Annotated in this window: 23 protein-coding genes; 9 read left to right on the top strand and 14 right to left on the bottom strand. The window is 59.3% G+C overall.

All coding sequences use genetic code 11. The features are described from left to right. Positions 1-1006 precede the first annotated feature (1006 nt). On the top strand, positions 1007-1243 hold the full coding sequence (locus GGD63_RS31885; RefSeq protein ID WP_183247943.1) for a hypothetical protein: 237 nt from the start codon (positions 1007-1009) through the stop codon (positions 1241-1243). A 474-nt stretch (positions 1244-1717) separates the two neighbouring features. On the opposite strand, the gene GGD63_RS40865 is transcribed toward GGD63_RS31885, so the two are convergent. The 7 genes from GGD63_RS40865 to GGD63_RS31850 all read right to left on the bottom strand — a co-directional run bounded on the left by GGD63_RS40865 (position 1718) and on the right by GGD63_RS31850 (position 5965). Further along, positions 1718-2665, bottom strand: coding sequence for a restriction endonuclease (locus GGD63_RS40865; protein ID WP_312013453.1), 948 nt, complete (start codon positions 2663-2665; stop codon positions 1718-1720). A 38-nt stretch (positions 2666-2703) separates the two neighbouring features. Continuing rightward, positions 2704-3291 carry a hypothetical protein gene (locus GGD63_RS31875; protein WP_183247941.1) on the bottom strand — a complete coding sequence of 196 codons (588 nt, stop codon included), beginning with the start codon at positions 3289-3291 and terminating at the stop codon, positions 2704-2706. 1052 nt (positions 3292-4343) lie between these two features. After that, the gene (locus GGD63_RS31870; RefSeq protein WP_183247939.1) at positions 4344-4532 is read right to left on the bottom strand and encodes a hypothetical protein; all 189 of its coding nucleotides are present in this window, start codon (positions 4530-4532) and stop codon (positions 4344-4346) included. Positions 4533-4584: 52 nt separating this feature from the next. Next, the gene (locus GGD63_RS31865) at positions 4585-4953 is read right to left on the bottom strand and encodes a hypothetical protein (protein WP_183247937.1); all 369 of its coding nucleotides are present in this window, start codon (positions 4951-4953) and stop codon (positions 4585-4587) included. A gap of 163 nt (positions 4954-5116) precedes the next feature. Beyond that, entirely contained in the window at positions 5117-5353 is a 237-nt protein-coding gene (locus GGD63_RS31860; RefSeq protein WP_183247935.1) for a hypothetical protein, read from the bottom strand. A gap of 66 nt (positions 5354-5419) precedes the next feature. Further along, positions 5420-5659, bottom strand: coding sequence for a transcriptional regulator (locus GGD63_RS31855; RefSeq protein ID WP_183247933.1), 240 nt, complete (start codon positions 5657-5659; stop codon positions 5420-5422). A 96-nt stretch (positions 5660-5755) separates the two neighbouring features. Next, entirely contained in the window at positions 5756-5965 is a 210-nt protein-coding gene (locus GGD63_RS31850) for a cold-shock protein (protein ID WP_080140125.1), read from the bottom strand. Positions 5966-6405: 440 nt separating this feature from the next. Between GGD63_RS31850 and rpsU the strand changes: the two genes are divergently transcribed. Beyond that, positions 6406-6687 carry a 30S ribosomal protein S21 gene (rpsU, locus tag GGD63_RS31845; protein WP_183248050.1) on the top strand — a complete coding sequence of 94 codons (282 nt, stop codon included), beginning with the start codon at positions 6406-6408 and terminating at the stop codon, positions 6685-6687. Here rpsU and GGD63_RS31840 read toward each other — a convergent pair. Together GGD63_RS31840 and GGD63_RS31835 are read right to left on the bottom strand one after the other, a co-directional pair. After that, positions 6677-6955, bottom strand: a complete 279-nt coding sequence (locus GGD63_RS31840; protein WP_183247931.1) for a DUF1488 domain-containing protein — start codon at positions 6953-6955, stop codon at positions 6677-6679. The genes rpsU and GGD63_RS31840 overlap by 11 nt on opposite strands. Positions 6956-7076: 121 nt before the next feature. Beyond that, a complete protein-coding gene (locus GGD63_RS31835) occupies positions 7077-7373 on the bottom strand; it encodes a hypothetical protein (protein WP_183248048.1) in 297 nt (98 codons plus the stop codon). Between the two features lie 445 nt (positions 7374-7818). Here GGD63_RS31835 and GGD63_RS31830 point away from each other — a divergent pair, with 445 nt between their 5' ends. After that, the gene (locus tag GGD63_RS31830) at positions 7819-8145 is read left to right on the top strand and encodes a hypothetical protein (RefSeq protein WP_183248066.1); all 327 of its coding nucleotides are present in this window, start codon (positions 7819-7821) and stop codon (positions 8143-8145) included. A 496-nt stretch (positions 8146-8641) separates the two neighbouring features. Here the strand turns inward: GGD63_RS31830 and GGD63_RS31825 are convergent, their stop codons facing one another. The 3 genes from GGD63_RS31825 to GGD63_RS31815 all read right to left on the bottom strand — a co-directional run bounded on the left by GGD63_RS31825 (position 8642) and on the right by GGD63_RS31815 (position 10192). Further along, positions 8642-9028: a response regulator gene (locus GGD63_RS31825; protein WP_183247929.1), complete on the bottom strand. Its 387-nt coding sequence runs from the start codon at positions 9026-9028 to the stop codon at positions 8642-8644. A 585-nt stretch (positions 9029-9613) separates the two neighbouring features. Next, on the bottom strand, positions 9614-9880 hold the full coding sequence (locus tag GGD63_RS31820; RefSeq protein ID WP_183247927.1) for a hypothetical protein: 267 nt from the start codon (positions 9878-9880) through the stop codon (positions 9614-9616). 102 nt (positions 9881-9982) lie between these two features. Next, a complete protein-coding gene (locus tag GGD63_RS31815; protein ID WP_210316053.1) occupies positions 9983-10192 on the bottom strand; it encodes a hypothetical protein in 210 nt (69 codons plus the stop codon). A 613-nt stretch (positions 10193-10805) separates the two neighbouring features. On the opposite strand from GGD63_RS31815, the gene GGD63_RS31810 reads away from it, so the two are divergent. Then, complete coding sequence (locus GGD63_RS31810; RefSeq protein WP_183247923.1) at positions 10806-11186, top strand: hypothetical protein; 381 nt, start codon at positions 10806-10808, stop codon at positions 11184-11186. A 2-nt stretch (positions 11187-11188) separates the two neighbouring features. Then, entirely contained in the window at positions 11189-11347 is a 159-nt protein-coding gene (locus GGD63_RS31805; protein ID WP_183247921.1) for a hypothetical protein, read from the top strand. Between the two features lie 653 nt (positions 11348-12000). Here the strand turns inward: GGD63_RS31805 and GGD63_RS31800 are convergent. Further along, positions 12001-12612: a phage integrase N-terminal SAM-like domain-containing protein gene (locus GGD63_RS31800; RefSeq protein ID WP_246785741.1), complete on the bottom strand. Its 612-nt coding sequence runs from the start codon at positions 12610-12612 to the stop codon at positions 12001-12003. Between the two features lie 544 nt (positions 12613-13156). Between GGD63_RS31800 and GGD63_RS31795 the strand changes: the two genes are divergently transcribed. Beyond that, the gene (locus GGD63_RS31795; RefSeq protein ID WP_183247919.1) at positions 13157-13357 is read left to right on the top strand and encodes a hypothetical protein; all 201 of its coding nucleotides are present in this window, start codon (positions 13157-13159) and stop codon (positions 13355-13357) included. A gap of 485 nt (positions 13358-13842) precedes the next feature. On the opposite strand, the gene GGD63_RS31790 is transcribed toward GGD63_RS31795, so the two are convergent. Then, positions 13843-14325, bottom strand: a complete 483-nt coding sequence (locus tag GGD63_RS31790) for a MarR family winged helix-turn-helix transcriptional regulator (protein WP_100233494.1) — start codon at positions 14323-14325, stop codon at positions 13843-13845. 97 nt (positions 14326-14422) lie between these two features. On the opposite strand from GGD63_RS31790, the gene GGD63_RS31785 reads away from it, so the two are divergent. The 3 genes from GGD63_RS31785 to GGD63_RS31775 all read left to right on the top strand — a co-directional run bounded on the left by GGD63_RS31785 (position 14423) and on the right by GGD63_RS31775 (position 15938). Continuing rightward, positions 14423-14788: an antibiotic biosynthesis monooxygenase gene (locus GGD63_RS31785; RefSeq protein WP_246785740.1), complete on the top strand. Its 366-nt coding sequence runs from the start codon at positions 14423-14425 to the stop codon at positions 14786-14788. Between the two features lie 30 nt (positions 14789-14818). Next, positions 14819-15274 (top strand): hypothetical protein, encoded by a 456-nt coding sequence (locus GGD63_RS31780; RefSeq protein ID WP_183247915.1) that lies wholly within the window; start codon positions 14819-14821, stop codon positions 15272-15274. A gap of 172 nt (positions 15275-15446) precedes the next feature. Continuing rightward, complete coding sequence (locus GGD63_RS31775) at positions 15447-15938, top strand: hypothetical protein (protein ID WP_183247913.1); 492 nt, start codon at positions 15447-15449, stop codon at positions 15936-15938. Positions 15939-15963 lie beyond the last annotated feature (25 nt).

Raw genomic sequence — 15963 nt, 5'->3', positions numbered from 1 at the left:
CAAGTGATTACCGAGATGTGCGCCAGCAAGGGATTGAATCCGAGCCCTCGCGTATGAGCATTCTCAGCGCCTGGCGGTGCATCGCTCGCGTGTTGTCGTCGATGTCAACGAAAACGAAGACGCCCGGACGGCAAGTTGCCGAGATTGATTTTCATAGTTGGCTCGCGAGTCATCAACGCGCAGCCACCTTCTGCCCGACGACATCATCAGACCAACGATGAATGATCCGCGTAGAAGATGCCGCCATTGGAAGTTGTCGTCAGTTGCGCAAAGCCCCCACCCAACACGGAGTCCGGCCGTCCTTGTAATCTCGGCTGGCAATCTCGCGCTGTGCTTTCAACGCCGCGATGGCGTGTCCCCCAACAGTTGCCGGTGCAGTTGTCAACGCCGCCCGGATTTCTGGTACGTCTGCTTCGGTCTTGCACGGGCACGGATTAAAGCTGCGCGGATTACTCGCCATGGCTCCAGGTGCTCGCTACTGGCTTCCAGTGACGTAATCCGAAAACCGGAGGGGCCATGCTGTTCCGAAATTCCCCCGACCGATACCTCGAATGGAAACGCAGCCGTGACCTGGATGATGATATTCCGTGAAGTTCCGCCACGGGGGTGGGACCGGTGTTAGGCTGTCCAAGCCGAAGGATTAACAGAATACGTCCGGCACACCGATAGCCTCGTCATCGAGGGGAAAGTCGAGGCCTACTTCATGAGCCATGAGCTCTTCACTTGGGCGCGCTACCGGCAGCTGCTTTCCACCGAGTTGGCACCGCGATCGACGCGGTCGCAGGGACCAATGACCGAACGCCGCGTCGCTTTTGTTGGGCGGGCCGCGCACGGCGCGACGTTGGATCGGCCGAGTTGCGCGACCATCCCCCTTCCGACGCCAAGCCTTTGCTCGGTTCGCATACACTCTCCGTCGCCGCCGTGGCGCAGACGGCAACCTAGCAGTTGCGGCGGTTAGGGCATCGGTTCATGCATCGAACTTAGCCGCATTCTCGGCGGCGACAGATTGTCGCATGAAGCGCGGCAGCAGGCCGAGGCCGAGGTGATGGGCGATCTGCTCGACATCGAACAACAGGAGGCGGCGCTGGTGTTCGCCGCGTGGGAACAGGGTCTTGCTTGCGAGCATCGCAGCGACATCAGCCCGCTCGCGCTTTTGCAGGTGCGGTTGATCACCGTACCGCGCGCACCCGACGGACCATCGTCGCCGGAGCGTGCTGGCTACAACCTCATCGGCGGGTGGTGATAACAGCTTCGTCAGAAGGCCATCTAAGAAGGCATCTATGGCCGGTTTCTTCGTTCTAAACCGCGACTGGGTATGGATATCCTCACGTACCCTCCACCGACGACGGCCCATCATTGGATAGCGGGGACAGGGCGATCGTGTTCGTTTCCGACATGAGAATGCGCCTCCCGGGAACCTGCACGGTCCACTTCCAGCCTGTTGGGCTGGATATCTGAACCACCTGATACTCCAGGTTACGGTACTCCATGATCGATCACTCCTTGACTGCTGATCGATAACGAAGTCGTCCCGGATCAGTTGCTGTCCGCTACCCGACATAGCGGACACCGGGGTCCGCGCCGGGCGCACCAATGTCACCGCCGAGTGAATGGTGACCCGGGGCCCTCTTGGTGTCGGTTTGTCGGGGTGGGGTCTAGCGCCACTCCTCCTCGCTCTCCCGCCGAACCGCCGCGCTCTCCGGACCATGGCCGGAGGCTAAAATGCCGGTGGCTCTGCATGCCAGCGCACCAGATCATCCATCGCAACGAGCATGATCTTGTCAGTCAGGGCTGTCGATGCAATGGCTTCCTCTGTAAACGTTGACGTAGTGATGATGTAGCCGCGATGGGCATTTTGCTCTTCCACAACTCCCTTGAATTGCTGGATGGTCGGTCGCCCTACTTTGTTCTCCGTCGAGTTTCGCTTGCACTGGACGATCATCAGGCCGTCAGGATGGACGGCAAAGCCATCGACACCAAAGTCGTTCGATTTTCGAGTAGCCCAAGCTTCAAGGCCAGCCCTATGAAAGAAGCTCATGCTGTGCTGCTCAAAATTAAAAGGGTCCATGCTGAGCAGGTATTGTCGGAGCGCCATCTCTTCCACCGGCATTGCGAAACGGGTGGGGTCCATCGGCTGCTCTTTCATCGCGGCCTTCATCTGCACGCTAGTCTGACGTAGCCACTCGTCCTCAATGATGATGTCGATGATTTCAGCAATATGGGTCCGTGCCTCGGGGTTTGTCACGACCGCTTCGATGATCGAGGTGATGCCTGCAGTACCGAGAAAGACCAGCAGCAGCACCGGGACGCCGAGAGCGCCACCAAACGCCGCTATGCCAGCGGCATGACCGCCGACGAACGGGATCGCGGCGAGCGTGGCCGGTAGCGCGATCTTCATCGACAACGGCAGGTTCGACTTCCGGTAATTCGAGGCGGTTGCAGATATGCTCTTGGCCATCGCTTTGATGGTCGTCCGCGAATTGATCAGCGCGTTCAACTGCCTCAGCTTTTCGAGGGAGCTGGCTTGGCTTGCAACGACCTCGCGTGATTGGCTGAGCCAGCGTATCGCGAGGACCCGGTCTTCGGGGCGCGTCGTGTGGGTGATGGTTGAGGCGAAGAGGCCCACAAGCCACGTCTTAATTCCGTTGGTTACATTGACGAACACGGCTGCTCCACAGGCGAGACGAAGGGATAGTGGCGGTTCTATTTGCACGAAATTTCCAAGTCATCCGTGTCGCGCGGCAACTCTTCCTTCTCACTGGCCCGGAGGTTGACGAACTTCATGTTGACCCGAGGCGGGACAGCGAAGTCCACGTCGAGGTAAGCGGTGCCGAGCTTCATTGTGTTCTGAATGCGCTTCGCTGTAGCTGCGCTGGTGATCAGGGCCGAGACCAGCACGCCGCCACTCGTCGCCTTGGCAGCGATGGCATTTACTTTCTGGATGTCGGCGTTGCCGTTTGATTTCAAGCGAAGCCGGGCTTTCGGCGGTAGGCCCCACGTCACTTTGAAGGTCGTGACCTCATAGCCCATCTGTTCGAGGATCGGCAGCGCATCGCCGACTTGCTGGGTGAAGGTGTTGAACTCGGTCATCAGCCTGCCCGTAGTGTCCAAGAAGTCCCGGAGCGAAAGGTCCGGCATCGACGGCAGGGACACGGAAGGCAAGGATGGCATCGCAGGCATCATGTCGCGCGCAGATTTGGTGATGCTGTCGATCCGGCTCGGCGCGGCTTCTTCGGCCTTGGCAACCCCAATGGTGGTGAGCAACACGAAAACTATCGACAATGCCTTCATTCAATTCCCCTTTGGCCCTGCCAGCCAGATTAGCCATCGGCTAACGCTAGGCCGTGTACCCACAAACCCGGCGCGATGCGAATAAAGCAATGTCTGCATTGCTCCCATAGTGACAGACTCCGTGCGGCAGCAGCGGAAGTCAACGTGGGCTGAAATGAAAGAGGCCCGATTGTGTGACGTAGAGGCCCGCGTTGCTTGACCTAGTGCTGCTCCTCGATGTCCTTGCGGACCATCTGGCGAATTTGATCTGTGCGATCTGGATCGGGCGGCGGGACTGGCCCAGCCAACTCTCGAAGTATGCGGTCCCGGTGCTGGATATGTTGAACTTGGCTCGCATAAAAGTTGTCGAGGAGCTTGTGGGCCTCGGTTGTGTCCTGCCCTAGGCGGGCAAGGTCATTGATCCTTAGTTCTTGCTCCGCAATATGCCGTTCGCGTTGCGCAACATGGCGCTGGGCTTGCTCTAGGTGCCTCTGGAGCATTTCGCGGTCCATCAGCTACCTTACCCCAAATTAGGACTCCGCAGAACAAGGTTAGGACTTGGGGGCAAATACGGAAGTACCGTTGAGGTGCTGTCCTAACTAGGACACCCGGCAATCGGATTAGGACACTGGAAGTTTGCGGGGATCGCAGAAGCAAAAACGCCGCCTGCTTAAATCCAGCGCAGGCGGCGGCGTTTCCAGCCCCGGGAGGGAGACTGTAAAATCCCGATCTTATGTGTCTGCGCAGGGCGCTGAAAGGTTCAACGCGACACTGAGGCGGCCTTAGCTCGTTGAGCAACTTTCGCTGCTCCTCCATATCCTCGCGGGCCATCCGGCGGAGTTTCCCCGTGCGCGTCGCACCGGGCGGGGATCGGCTCTGCCAGCTCTCGACGTATGTGGTCGCGGTGCTGAATATGTTGAACTTGGACCCGTCGCGGTCGGGCCCCCCGCCTAACCACATCAAAGTAAGCCGGCTCGCCGGTTTCACCGCCTGCAGTGCTGCAAGCGCGCTTGAGAAGTGCGCTCACCATAAGCAGACCGTTGTCTGCGGTTCAAACGCCCCCGAACAGCTCGTTACGGTCGGTTCATCCCTGCATTGGCCTCGCGCGCCAGCCGCTGCGCCTTTAAGCGCTCGCGATTTTCCTGGAAGGACCGCTGCGCCTTTGCGTAGTCGGTCGTCGGGGTCTGCGGCTCGGGGGCCTTGAATGCTTGGTTGGCTTCGCGAATGACCCGATCACGGGCAAACTCACTTGCTCTCATCATCTCTCAAAACTCCAAATTGAACGGCGGCGCATTAGGCGCCATTCACGTTCGGTTATCGCTCGCCGCGGTCAGCAGATCGACTTGCCTTTCGGCGATCAACGCGAACGCGGCTAAACTCTTCAGGCCCGTCAAGCAGGTGTCGCTTGCTCGCAGCTTTAACGTCGGCGGTCATGTTGGCACTGATCATGTCGTCTATCGTCTCGCCGGCCATCTTGCGGGCGCGCCGCTCTTGCCTGTCTCCGGATGGGTGCGCTCCTTTTACCTTGAGGCCACTTTCGACCAGCTCACAGATGGCCTGCGACAAGGTGAGCCTCTCTCCTTGGCGCTCCGCCCACTTGACGATCGCCGCCCGCAGCAAAGGTGTCGGCCGAAAATCCATTGGCGCACCATGATGGTTACGGCTCTTCGATTTCGCGTTCATCTGCACTGCAGGTTTGTGGGGGTGGTCGCGTCGCTTCCGTACCAGGGACAACAGGCGACGCCTGCATCGGTTCCTCATCGTAAAGGGGACCACTGGCGCAATGAATAACCGCGAGCCTCGCACGCGCTCTCAACGCGCCCAGCCGGGTTGCCCGGCTATTCGCCTACAACATCGTCAGCTTGATCAAGCCGTCTTCGATCTGGCCCACCGCGAACCGCTCGCGGGCGAGGCGCTCGAATTGCTCGCGATGTTTGTGCAAATAGCTGAAAGCCTGATTCTGCGTCACGAAGGTGGTCTGAAGGCGGCACATTTGCCGGACTGTGCCGATGGCCAGCACAAAGGCGACGGAATGTCCGTTACGCGAGTCGGGTTCGGGAGCGATCCGCAAATCGTTCAGCATATGCCTTCCTCCCACCTTGTGATGAAGATCGCAACTTACGTCGCGCTGCCGATAGGGCTGGCAGCCTCATCCAGCAATCCCTTTGGTGCGCTTCTTCTTTGCGGGCGGCAGGGCCGTCCGCGCACTCGCTTGCTCCAACAGCTTGGCTTCCCGCAACGCGCGAAGCCGCTGCATGTTCAGACGGACTTCAACGGCCCGGCGGTTCGCATCCGCCAGAGCTAGGGCGCCCTCCTCCCTGGCCACACGCTGCCGGTTGACGCGCGCGATGCTATCAGGCGAAGGTTCGGCCGTCCTCTTGCCAGTCATGTCTCATCCAAATTGGAACGCGCAATGCCCGCTCAACCCTGCGATCGAGCGGGCCGCACTGCCGCTTCAGTACATCCGTGAAACGGCGCTAAGATATCAAGCCAGCGAGAGATTCTCAGCGCTGACTTTGCCTCGCATCTTATCGGTCTTGATCTCGAAAGCGACTTTCTGACCCTCTCCGAGTCCGGAAAGGCCAGCTCGTTCAACAGCGCTGATATGAACGAACACATCGTTACCGCCGTCGTTCGGCTGAATGAAACCGAAGCCCTTTTGGCCATTGAACCACTTAACAGTACCTGTCGTCATTTTCTTCTCCAAAGCGCGCAAGCGCGTGCCGCGTGACAATCACACGGTGACCTTCAACTTCGTCGATGTCTTTGGAAAAGGAGCCCGCGGGCGCATTCAACAAGGCACAGCGGCTAATCGAACAACTCTTAATATACATCACTTTTCGGATTTTGCAAGGTGGGAAGCCATTTTGTTTCGTCTCCGGCCCTTTCTGGTTCTCCGACCAGGGAGGATTTGATTGAGTCCGCAGGTCTTTATGAAGGGCTTTCTTGATTGACAGTCGTCAAGGAGAGTGGGCACGTTGATGTCACCAGGCTGCATCGCTGCTGCAAGCAGATCAGCACGTCGAGTGCGCGACGAATATCGCCGCCGCTATCCTCAAACTCCCAATGAAGCTCCTGCGCATTTGGCTGCCTGCAGGAGGTGCCCCATTTGCAGCCAAAAGCGAGGACTATCAATTGCAGGTACTTGTCAGAGACAACAATGTTGAGCAGGCCCTTCGTGTTCTCAAAAAGAAGATGCAACGCGAGGGCGTGTTCCGCGAAATGAAGCAGCGGCGCTCCTACGAACAGCCGTCGGAGAGAAAGACCCGCGAGAAATCTGAAGCTATTCGACGAGCCCGCAAGCTCGCCCGCAAGCAGGCGATCAGAGAAGGACTGCTGCCGGCGCCGCCAAAGAAGAAGCCTTTCGAGCGCAAGCCGCCCTTGCCGGAGGTCAAAGCCCGCGCTTCTACGACCTGAAATCGATGCCTCGCAGCACGATTCCCGGTGGCGTGCCTTCGAACTCCGTCGCGTTATATTTGCTTGCGGCACATGCTTCGATACGATCCCGCAGGCGCGTGAACTGGGCTTCGCGCTGCTCGGGTCTGACTTGTGGGCCGCCCTCGAGATGGTCCATCGCCGAGGTTGAGATCGCGCAGGGAACCTCTTTGGCTCCATCGTGCATCGAGAACCGAACAATCATCCGGTCATATTCGTGGCCGATGAAACGGCCGCTGGTTAGTGTCATGGCTCACTCCGTTAGGCTGATCGCGTGCGGCGATATCGCGCGTGAAATCACCGCCCGCGGCGGCGCGCTTCCCAGTCGCGCGCATGGCATGGGTCGCGGAGAAGGCGGCCGCTCGTTCACCTCAGTCCTCTCCCGACAACCTGACGAAATCGTCGAACAGTGCTGCCACTAGGGCGCGGTGGCGCGTGTCCTCGGCGGGCAGGCTTGCAGCATAGAGGTTGAGAAGATACCGCGCTTTGGCTGCGGCCTCCGGCCATGACGCCGCAGCCACTGTCAGCAGGTGGTTCTCCAGGTCGGCCTCGCGCTCACGCAGCTCGCGCAGATTGTTCTCGACCTCCGCCAGCGCTCGGCGCAAATCGGTCGCTTTCTGCGCGGCCATGCCGCGATGCTTGTCGAGATCGACAGTGTGATCAGTCACCGGTGACACCTGCATCCCTGTTCGGTCCTGCGGGCGCAAGCCGTTCGATGCCGCGGATGAGGAAGGAATGCCCGAACTGGTTTTCGCCGCGATCGGAAGTTCATGCACGCCTGCCCTTCGCGAGTGAAGCCCGGCCGAGGCCGGGTCGACCATGCTCCCATGGCCCGACAATAGCCAGCTCTTCGTCGCGGCGCGATCGTCGCCTGCGAAGCATTTAGCGCTCGCTAAAGACTTAGCGGGGGCGTAGGGTCGCTGCCATCACCGCAGTTCTCAACGGCTTCGACCGGTGACTGAGGGTCACGTGTGCTCCCGCCAAAGGCTACGCAGGAGCGTTCGATGCAGCGTTTTCGCCTTTCGGAATGGATCGCGCCGCCGGTGATCGCTCCCTTGTTTCTTTTACTTCTCGTGTGCGGAGCCGCCATCCTCAATGGCTAGGGCAACACGGGTGCCGTATCTGGTCAGCGGGACCAACGAATACGGCAGCTCCAATCTCGGCCGCGGTACTGCGACAGTCGCACTGCGCCTAGCACGGAAACTGCTGCGCGAAGGCTACATGGACGTCAGGGTCTGCACCCCGCGTGGACGGGTACTGCAGTCGGACGAATTCGACGAACTTAAGCCACTAAAGGAGGTCGACATGGCAAAGGGCCAGCAACGTGGTAATCGCGAAGCCAAGAAGCCGAAGAAGGAAAAGACCAAGGTGATCGCCGCGGCGCCAAGCCGCAAGGAAGCCGCCTGGCAGCCGGATTTCGGGCCTGCGAAGAAGAAATAGCGACGAGCCGACGCCGCAGACAGTGCGAGGCTACGTGCGGTTGAATCGTCCTCTGGCTTTGGCGGTCGGCGATTGGACCGGTTGGCCGTCGGCTATGCACCAAGCGGTTTGGACCGAAGCTGCCTTAACACTCCAGGTGACGGGCCTGCCTTGGCAGCTTTCGCGCTTAAACCTACCCACTTCGGACGCATTTCAGATCCGGCCAAACTGCGCTCGTGCTGCCGGGCCAGGCTGCAGCCAGTTTCGCACAAGGCAGGCCGGGGCTTCGGGGAGTGAGAGCCGCTTCCAACTTGATACTGATTTCGCGGGAAGGTTTCCCTACCTCGCCGAAGCCTGACGGGTTAGGGGTCTCAGCGGATAAAAATAGTAGAGCAGGCCGATGTCTGAACTAGATGGGCACAGTCGACGTGCTGCGCACATCATTCTTAGGCAGCTGAGGGCACAACATCGGAAGTGAGCGTCGGCTCTAAAAAAGAGGGCGCCAACTCATGCGGCATTACTCATTCGGCGGGGGCGTATCGTTTAGCAATTGAGACACAGCGGTAACGACCTGCGCGGGCGCGAATGGCTTGGTCAGAAGAACGCTGTTGGGAACGCCACTCGATGCCCACTCGTCTGCAGCTGCGCCGGTCATGTAAACCACAGGGAGGTCGGCGAACAATTCTCTGGCGCGTTTTGCCACCTGCCAGCCCGTGAGTTCGTCCTGCAAATTGATATCTGTAACAAGCGCGCGGTATTTTCGGTCGTCATCAATCAGCGCGAGCGCCTCCTGGCCGGATGCGACTATCTCAGTCTCGAAGCCTCCCTCTGCCAGCGCTTCCCGGACCATTTCCGCAATGAGGTAATCGTCCTCGACAACCAATATCCGCAATGGACTTTGCACGGCCCGCCCTCCAGCCCACTCCGTTGTGGCTGCCTGCTAAGTACAAAAGTGGACACAACGTTCCAATCTGTTAAGGGCATCCCAGGCCTCTGGGAGAGTAAGCCTTTTTGACGAGCGCTCAGGTCCGGGTGGCAGCTATACGATGCAGGGTGGCCGCTTGATTGGTTTGCACCAGCTCTAATCCGCAAGTTGCAGGTTCGACCCCTGCCGTCGGCGTCGCGCCAAGCGGGGCCGCCCTGTTGAGTGGGAGACCGCCGAACAGAATGCCGATGGCATGGCGAAGGCGATGAGGGAGCTTGCTGACGTTCCGGCCGCTTCGATCATCACATCGGGCGGCAGTCCATCTCGCCATCGGTGAAGCTGCTCGACCATCTCGGACTGATCGACATCGAGCCGGGTCCGCGCCTCATCAAGATCTTCAGGCTCTCGACCCGCTGGCGAATTCCGCGAACGAAATTCGGGGCGGCTTGTCGCTAACCGCACTTGGATTGGCTTGTGTTTCGTCACTCATGAAAGTTGTATCCCTACGACGACCTTAGCCAGTCCGATCCACTGTTCCGGCGGGATTTAACTCAATGACAGCGATTACGGAAGTCCGCGCTCGCGCTCTACGGGTACTATCCCGGCAAAACGAACAGAGCTTTCCAAATGGATCGAGCGCAACATCCGGCTTCCCGAGCGGTCGCCGATCGCCCGCTCGATCGCAGCGAACACGCGCCGCGCGCGCAGGGGCAGCATCTGAAAGGCCGATGAGTTCTCCCGATCCGTCATCGCCGTCCTCCCTTCGGTTCGTGAAGTCGCGAGTTCTTCCACCGGCGCCGCCGCCGAACAATGCGCCAGCAGCTCGACCACATTGTCGCTGACGTCAGCGACAACTCTATCCCGATGATCGGCTTTTGCATTTCCGATATTGCTCGCGCTCGCCCGTCGCGGCGGTCAGATGGGCTGCGCGTCTCAATCGACACCTGCAACCATCGAAATGCAAAAGTACGCCGCGGCACCGCTTTCAAGCCGACGCTCGCGCCAGCGCCAGCAGCGCGACGAGACGATCGCCGCGACCAGCGCGATGAAGATGAGGCTTCCTGATGCTCGCATGCGCCACATGGTGCGCGCCTGTACGTCGATGCTCCGCCGCCGATTTGTTTCACCAGCGCCGCCGGTCATCAAAGTCACCCAGCGCGCCATCTAGTGTTGCGCCCTTTTAATGAGGTGACGTTGCCCTCCGGCAACGTCCGGGCAAAACTCTGCGTCCCGTGAAAACCCGCCAGCTGACCGACGGGTTTTTAGCCTCGTGAAGGCTCAGTTCGCTTTGATGGCGGAAAGGACGGCCTACAAAGCGGTCTGGGGCGGATCATCCCAGATTGGATATCACGTCCCCGGGTGCTGCTCCCTTCGCAACTCAAGACGGGAGCCCAGTTCATAAAACCTTCCAACTTATCACCGCCCTCTGTCGCGGTCCCCCACCAGATCTCTGAGCTGATACCGACTTGTTCGTGCTTGTTACCTTCACGAGACGCTCCAAAGAACCGGTTGATGGCCGAGGCAAGTTTCTCGAGCAGGCCGGTGTGCCAGGTATCGCCGTGCCAGCCGCGTCTGGTGGTGACGTACTGGAGCAGCTCCAGCGTTCCGTGCTTCGTCGAGGGGGACATTCACCAAGGCCCACGCTCCACCATGGTCTCCTCGCTCCGGCTGTGTCCATGTCTCGCTCTGCAATACGACGGCAGGCCGCTTGTTTTCAAAGCTCGATTAGCGTACTACACTTATTATGAAGCCCTCAATGAAAAACGTAGTACGGAAACGTCCGGGCCGGCCGGCCACCGGTCAGGACCCGGTTACGGCTATCCGCCTGTCCTCGGAATTACGGAAAAGCGTCGATGCCTGGGCGGCCAAGCAAGAAGACCTCCCCGGCCGCTCCGAAGCCATCCGCCGCCTGGTCGAGCTGGGGCTCGGCAGAGCCCTCTCATTTGCAAGGCCTGCGACAAGGGCCGGTGGCGCCAGCGCTGATCGAGCCAAAGAACTTGCCGAAAAAACCATCGATCGCTTGGCCGATCCGGAGACTTCATCCGAAGAGAAGGTGGTTCGCAGGCGCAGGCTGGTGAAAGGGCCCTCGGAATTCCGGGAAGACCGTCTCGATCAACCCCGCCCCAAAAAGAGATAGGGATGGACGCGCTCGCCGAGCTACTCCAGCCGGTGAGGCTTGGGCATTGGCTCATAATCGCGGGCGGCCTCTTCATTGTTCTCGGCGCCTTGGGCCTGATCGGACGGACTCGCCGAGTAAGCTCTGAAGTCGAGGACGAAGTTACCTCCGACGCCAAATAGTAATCTGGGGAGAAGGAAGATGATGAGGCCTGCGCTGATTCTCGCCACCGCCATTCTCGGCTTTTCGGCATCTGCCTACGCTCAAACTGCCGCGCCGAAGGCGACCGCGCCCCCCAAAGCCCGCGCGGCCAAGCCGCAAAAACAGCCGCTGGCCCCGATGGGTTGTAAGCTCGTGGGAACGGTGAGAGGGACCAAGCTTTGGGCAGGCGATTGTGTCACACCGTCGGAGCTCAGGGGTACTACACCCGCCGCCGAACCCGCCGCGCCGGAAACAACTCCCGAGCCACCTGACAAACAGTAGGCAGTCGAGATATCGCTGCGATGGAGCTTTTTGGGATGTCCGACCGAGAAACACGCACAGATGCGACGTTAAAGCGCGAAGCAACGGTCAAACAGCTATTGCGGCGCGCAGTCAAGCGTAGCCGGCCCAGCGAGTCCGTTTCAGTAGTGGCCTACGGGCGGGAGACGGACCCGAATCGAGAGTTTGCGCCGGATCGCGACGCGGACGCCATTGTGTGGTTCCTGATAGCGCTCCCGATATTCATCGTAGCTCACGCGATCTGCGTGAAGATTGGCGCCATCTAAGCCTACGCGCAGCCCGAAACCGGTGGTTCCGGGCTCCCTGCCTTGGCTGCGGAAGTTGCGATAGACCTTCAATTTTCGGGGGAGAGTAGCGGTGACGCCAGACCCGTCCATCGCGCAGCAATGAAGATTGCTGAAATTCCTGACGTACGCAAAATCTCCAGCAGTCGTGGAGAAAGCATCGCGTAACGATCCCTGCCACCCTTGCCGTTCTCGATGTGGATCAACATTCGCTTGCTGTCGATCGAGCTCACCTTCAGGCGGACGACTTCACTAACCCGTAAGCCGGCCGCATAAGCCGTCGGCAGCACGACGCGGTTGCGCACCCCTGTAACCGCGTCCAGGAAGCGCTCGATCTCTTCGGCACTAAGGACGAGCGGGAGCTTGTCGGGCTTCTGGCCACCGATGATCCGCTCAAATGCCTCCGTCTGCCCGAGTGTGACGCCGTAGAAGAACCGCAGCGCGCAGGCTACCTGGTTAATGTGGGACCACGAACGCTTTTGGCCAATGAGATGCAGTTGGTAGGCGCGGACCTGCTCGAAACTCAACCGGTCCGGGGCGCAGGCGAAATGGCGGCTAAACTTTGCGATCGCATAGATATAGGATTGCTGAGTCGACGGCGACAGATTGCGGACCGTCATGTCCTCGATCATGCGCTGCCGAAGAGGGCTCATCGTAGCCATCTGGGTCTCCTGTCTTGAGAGGGCTGGTGCGAAGACCAACATCCTCTCAGACAGGACACCTCAGTTCAGCAGGCTTGCCCCCACTCCCGCGCAGCGGGTTCGTTCAATCCTGGGCGAGATCAAATCGGAATACCCGGGCGAGATCATCGGAATCGGCATCCTGAAGAAGAGCGCGCGAGGACGCTGACGCCCTAGCCTGTCAGGAATGCCCGCATGTTTGGTTTCCCTGTGCAGCCTCCCCGGTGCTCGGGGACGCCCTCAATGCCGGCTATCGCTATCTTGAGGTGAAGTGTCCCGGCTGCGACACCCACCAGACTTTAGCGCTCGATATCGTTCGGCGCCCAAGATCACGCCCATCCACGAGCTCGAGCGCTATATGCGATGCGAGCAATGCTCAGTCAGGGGCTCCCGTTTAAGCGCCTTGCGGACCACGAAGATTCCAGTAATCCACCTTCTGTTTGGTGGCCGGGGATCGCTGAGAACTGAAGCTGTCTGCTGAACGACCTTACGCCAGCCCTGGAGCGCCGCGCGCAAGCTTGTCGAATTGGCAGCCAGCATTGAGCCGGTCCAGGATGGCCGCATCTACATCGAGCTGGTCAACGCGCCATTTCTCCACATGCTCAAGGCCAGCGGACCGGAGTTCGGAGCCGGCATCAGGCACGCAGTTGAGAAGGGCTGGTTCGAGCTACACGAGAGCGGGACTTTCGTGCGTTTGCTGGAGCCGGGAAAGGCGCTGACAACGTAGGCCAACCGGCCCCCGCCTGGAGGTTTTTCCGGATCGAAAAACGAGCTGGGACCGAGAGGTCTGCCGCTATCTGGTCGCGGCAAACGCACCTTAATCCCAAAAAATCACCCCCTCGGGATTCACATTTGTGAATCGACGCAAATGAATGCCCCAGCTCGCGTGGGACGAGCTGGGGTCCGGAGGCAGCAGACCGGGCGAGCCGGTAAGGTCGCCTCAATTGGCTGCCGGTCTCCGCGCTGGCGAGCCTTGTTCTGGCTAGTGATCTTCAGAAATTGGTGCCGGTCGTCGTCTTTTTGCTTGCTCGTTCCTCGCTGGCCATACGGCCTAAGCGTCCGAGCCAGCCCCGGAAAATGCTTGAGGCCGTTTTGTTGTTTCCTGTCACGAACCTTGGCACGGTCATTGCTAAGGTAACGCTAACTGGGATTTCAGGGCTCAGTTTGAGAATGAAACGCTGCCGGGACATGTATTTCGAGCCCGGCAGCGTTCTATTTCGAGAAACTGGTGGCACAGCCGCCCGCGCCCTCAAGCTTATCTCGCAAGGCCGTGATCACGCGATGGACAATCCGTATATCCTTGACCGACAGCCCTTCTGAAAGATCGTTGATCCAGGGAGCCTGCAATTCCATTGCGGCTTCGAAGGCGCGTTGTCCATTCTCAGTGAGCACGACGAGCTGCGCCCGTCGGTGATGCGGGTTGACCTCAAAAGATACGAGGCCCTCCCTGTGCAGATCATTGATAATCCGCTGCACGTTTTGACGATTGCCGCCGAGGTCGCGTGCGAGCCAAGCGACCGGTTGGGGACGTTCGGCGGACACAATGGCGCCAAGCACCTGCCAGCGTGCGCTTGTTAGGCCAAGCGGGGCGACCAGACGGTCGCCGGCCGTCAGAAGTAGGCTGTCGAGCCTGAATAGATCGAGAACAAGGTCGGTCAGGGCGTCACCCTCGGGCGTTCGCTCGGCTTTTTTCATTTGTCACCATTGTCTTATATTGACACCATGATGTCAATCTGTTATGTAATCATAATACCAATTAGGCATCACATATTAAATAGCGATGGAGGCACTCATGTCGTTGCTACGCCCACTGGACCCCTTCCCGATCGACCGCCAGATTGCTATCGAGGCAAATTCGGTCGTCCTGGTGAACTTATTCACTCTCGACAAAGCCGATGAGGCGGCTTTTCTCAAAGCCTGGCAGGACGACGCAGCGTTCATGAAGCGACAGCCGGGCTTCATTTCCACTCAGCTGCACAGAGCTCTCGGCGACAGCTCGACCTATCTGAACTACGCCGTCTGGGAATCCACCGCACACTTCCGCGCGGCCTTCACCCATCCTGACTTTCTAGCAAAAATCGCCACCTATCCGGACTCGGCGATAGCTTCCCCTCATCTGTTCCAGAAAGTTGCCGTGCCCGGCATCTGCGTTGCCTAGCCCTGCTGTTTTTAGGAAGGGAAGATACTCATGATCAAGTTGATCCATCCTGTCGCTGGCGCCTTGGCTATCGCAACGATCGGCACATTTTGGCTTTCGACGGTACTCAGCGAGCTGTTCGCGTCCCATGCCACAGTTGCAACGGTTAAGAGCACCATACCGTGGGGTTTCTTGTTGCTGATTCCGGCGCTCGCTGCGACCGGTGGTATAGGTGTCATATTGGCAAAGGGGCGCCGGGCCGGACTGATCGGGGCCAAATTCAAGCGCATGCCATTCATTGCAGGAAACGGCATCCTGATTCTTATTCCGTCTGCGCTCTTCCTTGCGTCCAAGGCTCAGGCGGCAGAATTCGATGCCACGTTCTATGCTGTGCAGGCGATCGAGCTCGTCGCGGGCGCAACAAATATTACACTTCTTGCTCTCAACATGCGGGACGGTCTCAAAATGAAGGGATGGTTGCGCCGCCAACCCCGCTTGATCACCTGAACCGGAACTGCGCGGACAACTGACCTGACGCCCGGTATTGTGGCATATGAGCATATATTCACAAACTCACAATGAGCTAGCCGGAAGGCGTTGGTTCGTTGCATCGCCGTTGAAATGGTTCCCCCGGCCGACAGCGCCGAGGCGTTCTCATGACCCACTAGAGGAGTGCGCTATGTCCTGGAAGTGGAAGCCGAGTTGGTACATCTTGGGCGGCAAGGCCAGCATCGTGCAACCGGCCCTTCAATGTCTTGTCACAAAACGCTCGACTGTCTTTAAGATCGACGGCCCCCGCGCCCCCAAGCGGGCCCAGCCCGACCTGGTACTCGATCTGATCCGCAAGGCTGCAAACGCCCTTCTGCACCTAAGGCGGCGCAAGGTCCATCGCAGCCGGTTCAGCGAACCAAAAGGAAATCCGCGCAAGACGAAGGGCGAAGCGCCATTGCAGACCTCAGCAGAGGTTGTGCGCACTTATAGTGCTGTCGTCGACGCGCTCACAGCCGCGATTCTCAATGCAGAGGCCGCCTTAAACTGGTTGGGCACTCAACCGCCAGATCTGGAAGAAGCCCGGCGAGCACTTAGTACTATCGCTAACGACGGTAAGCGAGCAGGCGAAATTATCGCTCGACTTCGAGCGCCGATGCAGGATGACGCTCTTGATCCCTAAACGCGCTCTGACCCGCACCATCCCG

Origin of the sequence: Bradyrhizobium sp. cir1 (genome assembly GCF_014198245.1) — a bacterium.
GTDB lineage: Bacteria > Pseudomonadota > Alphaproteobacteria > Rhizobiales > Xanthobacteraceae > Bradyrhizobium.
This window is presented reverse-complemented; position numbering and strand designations above follow the sequence as displayed.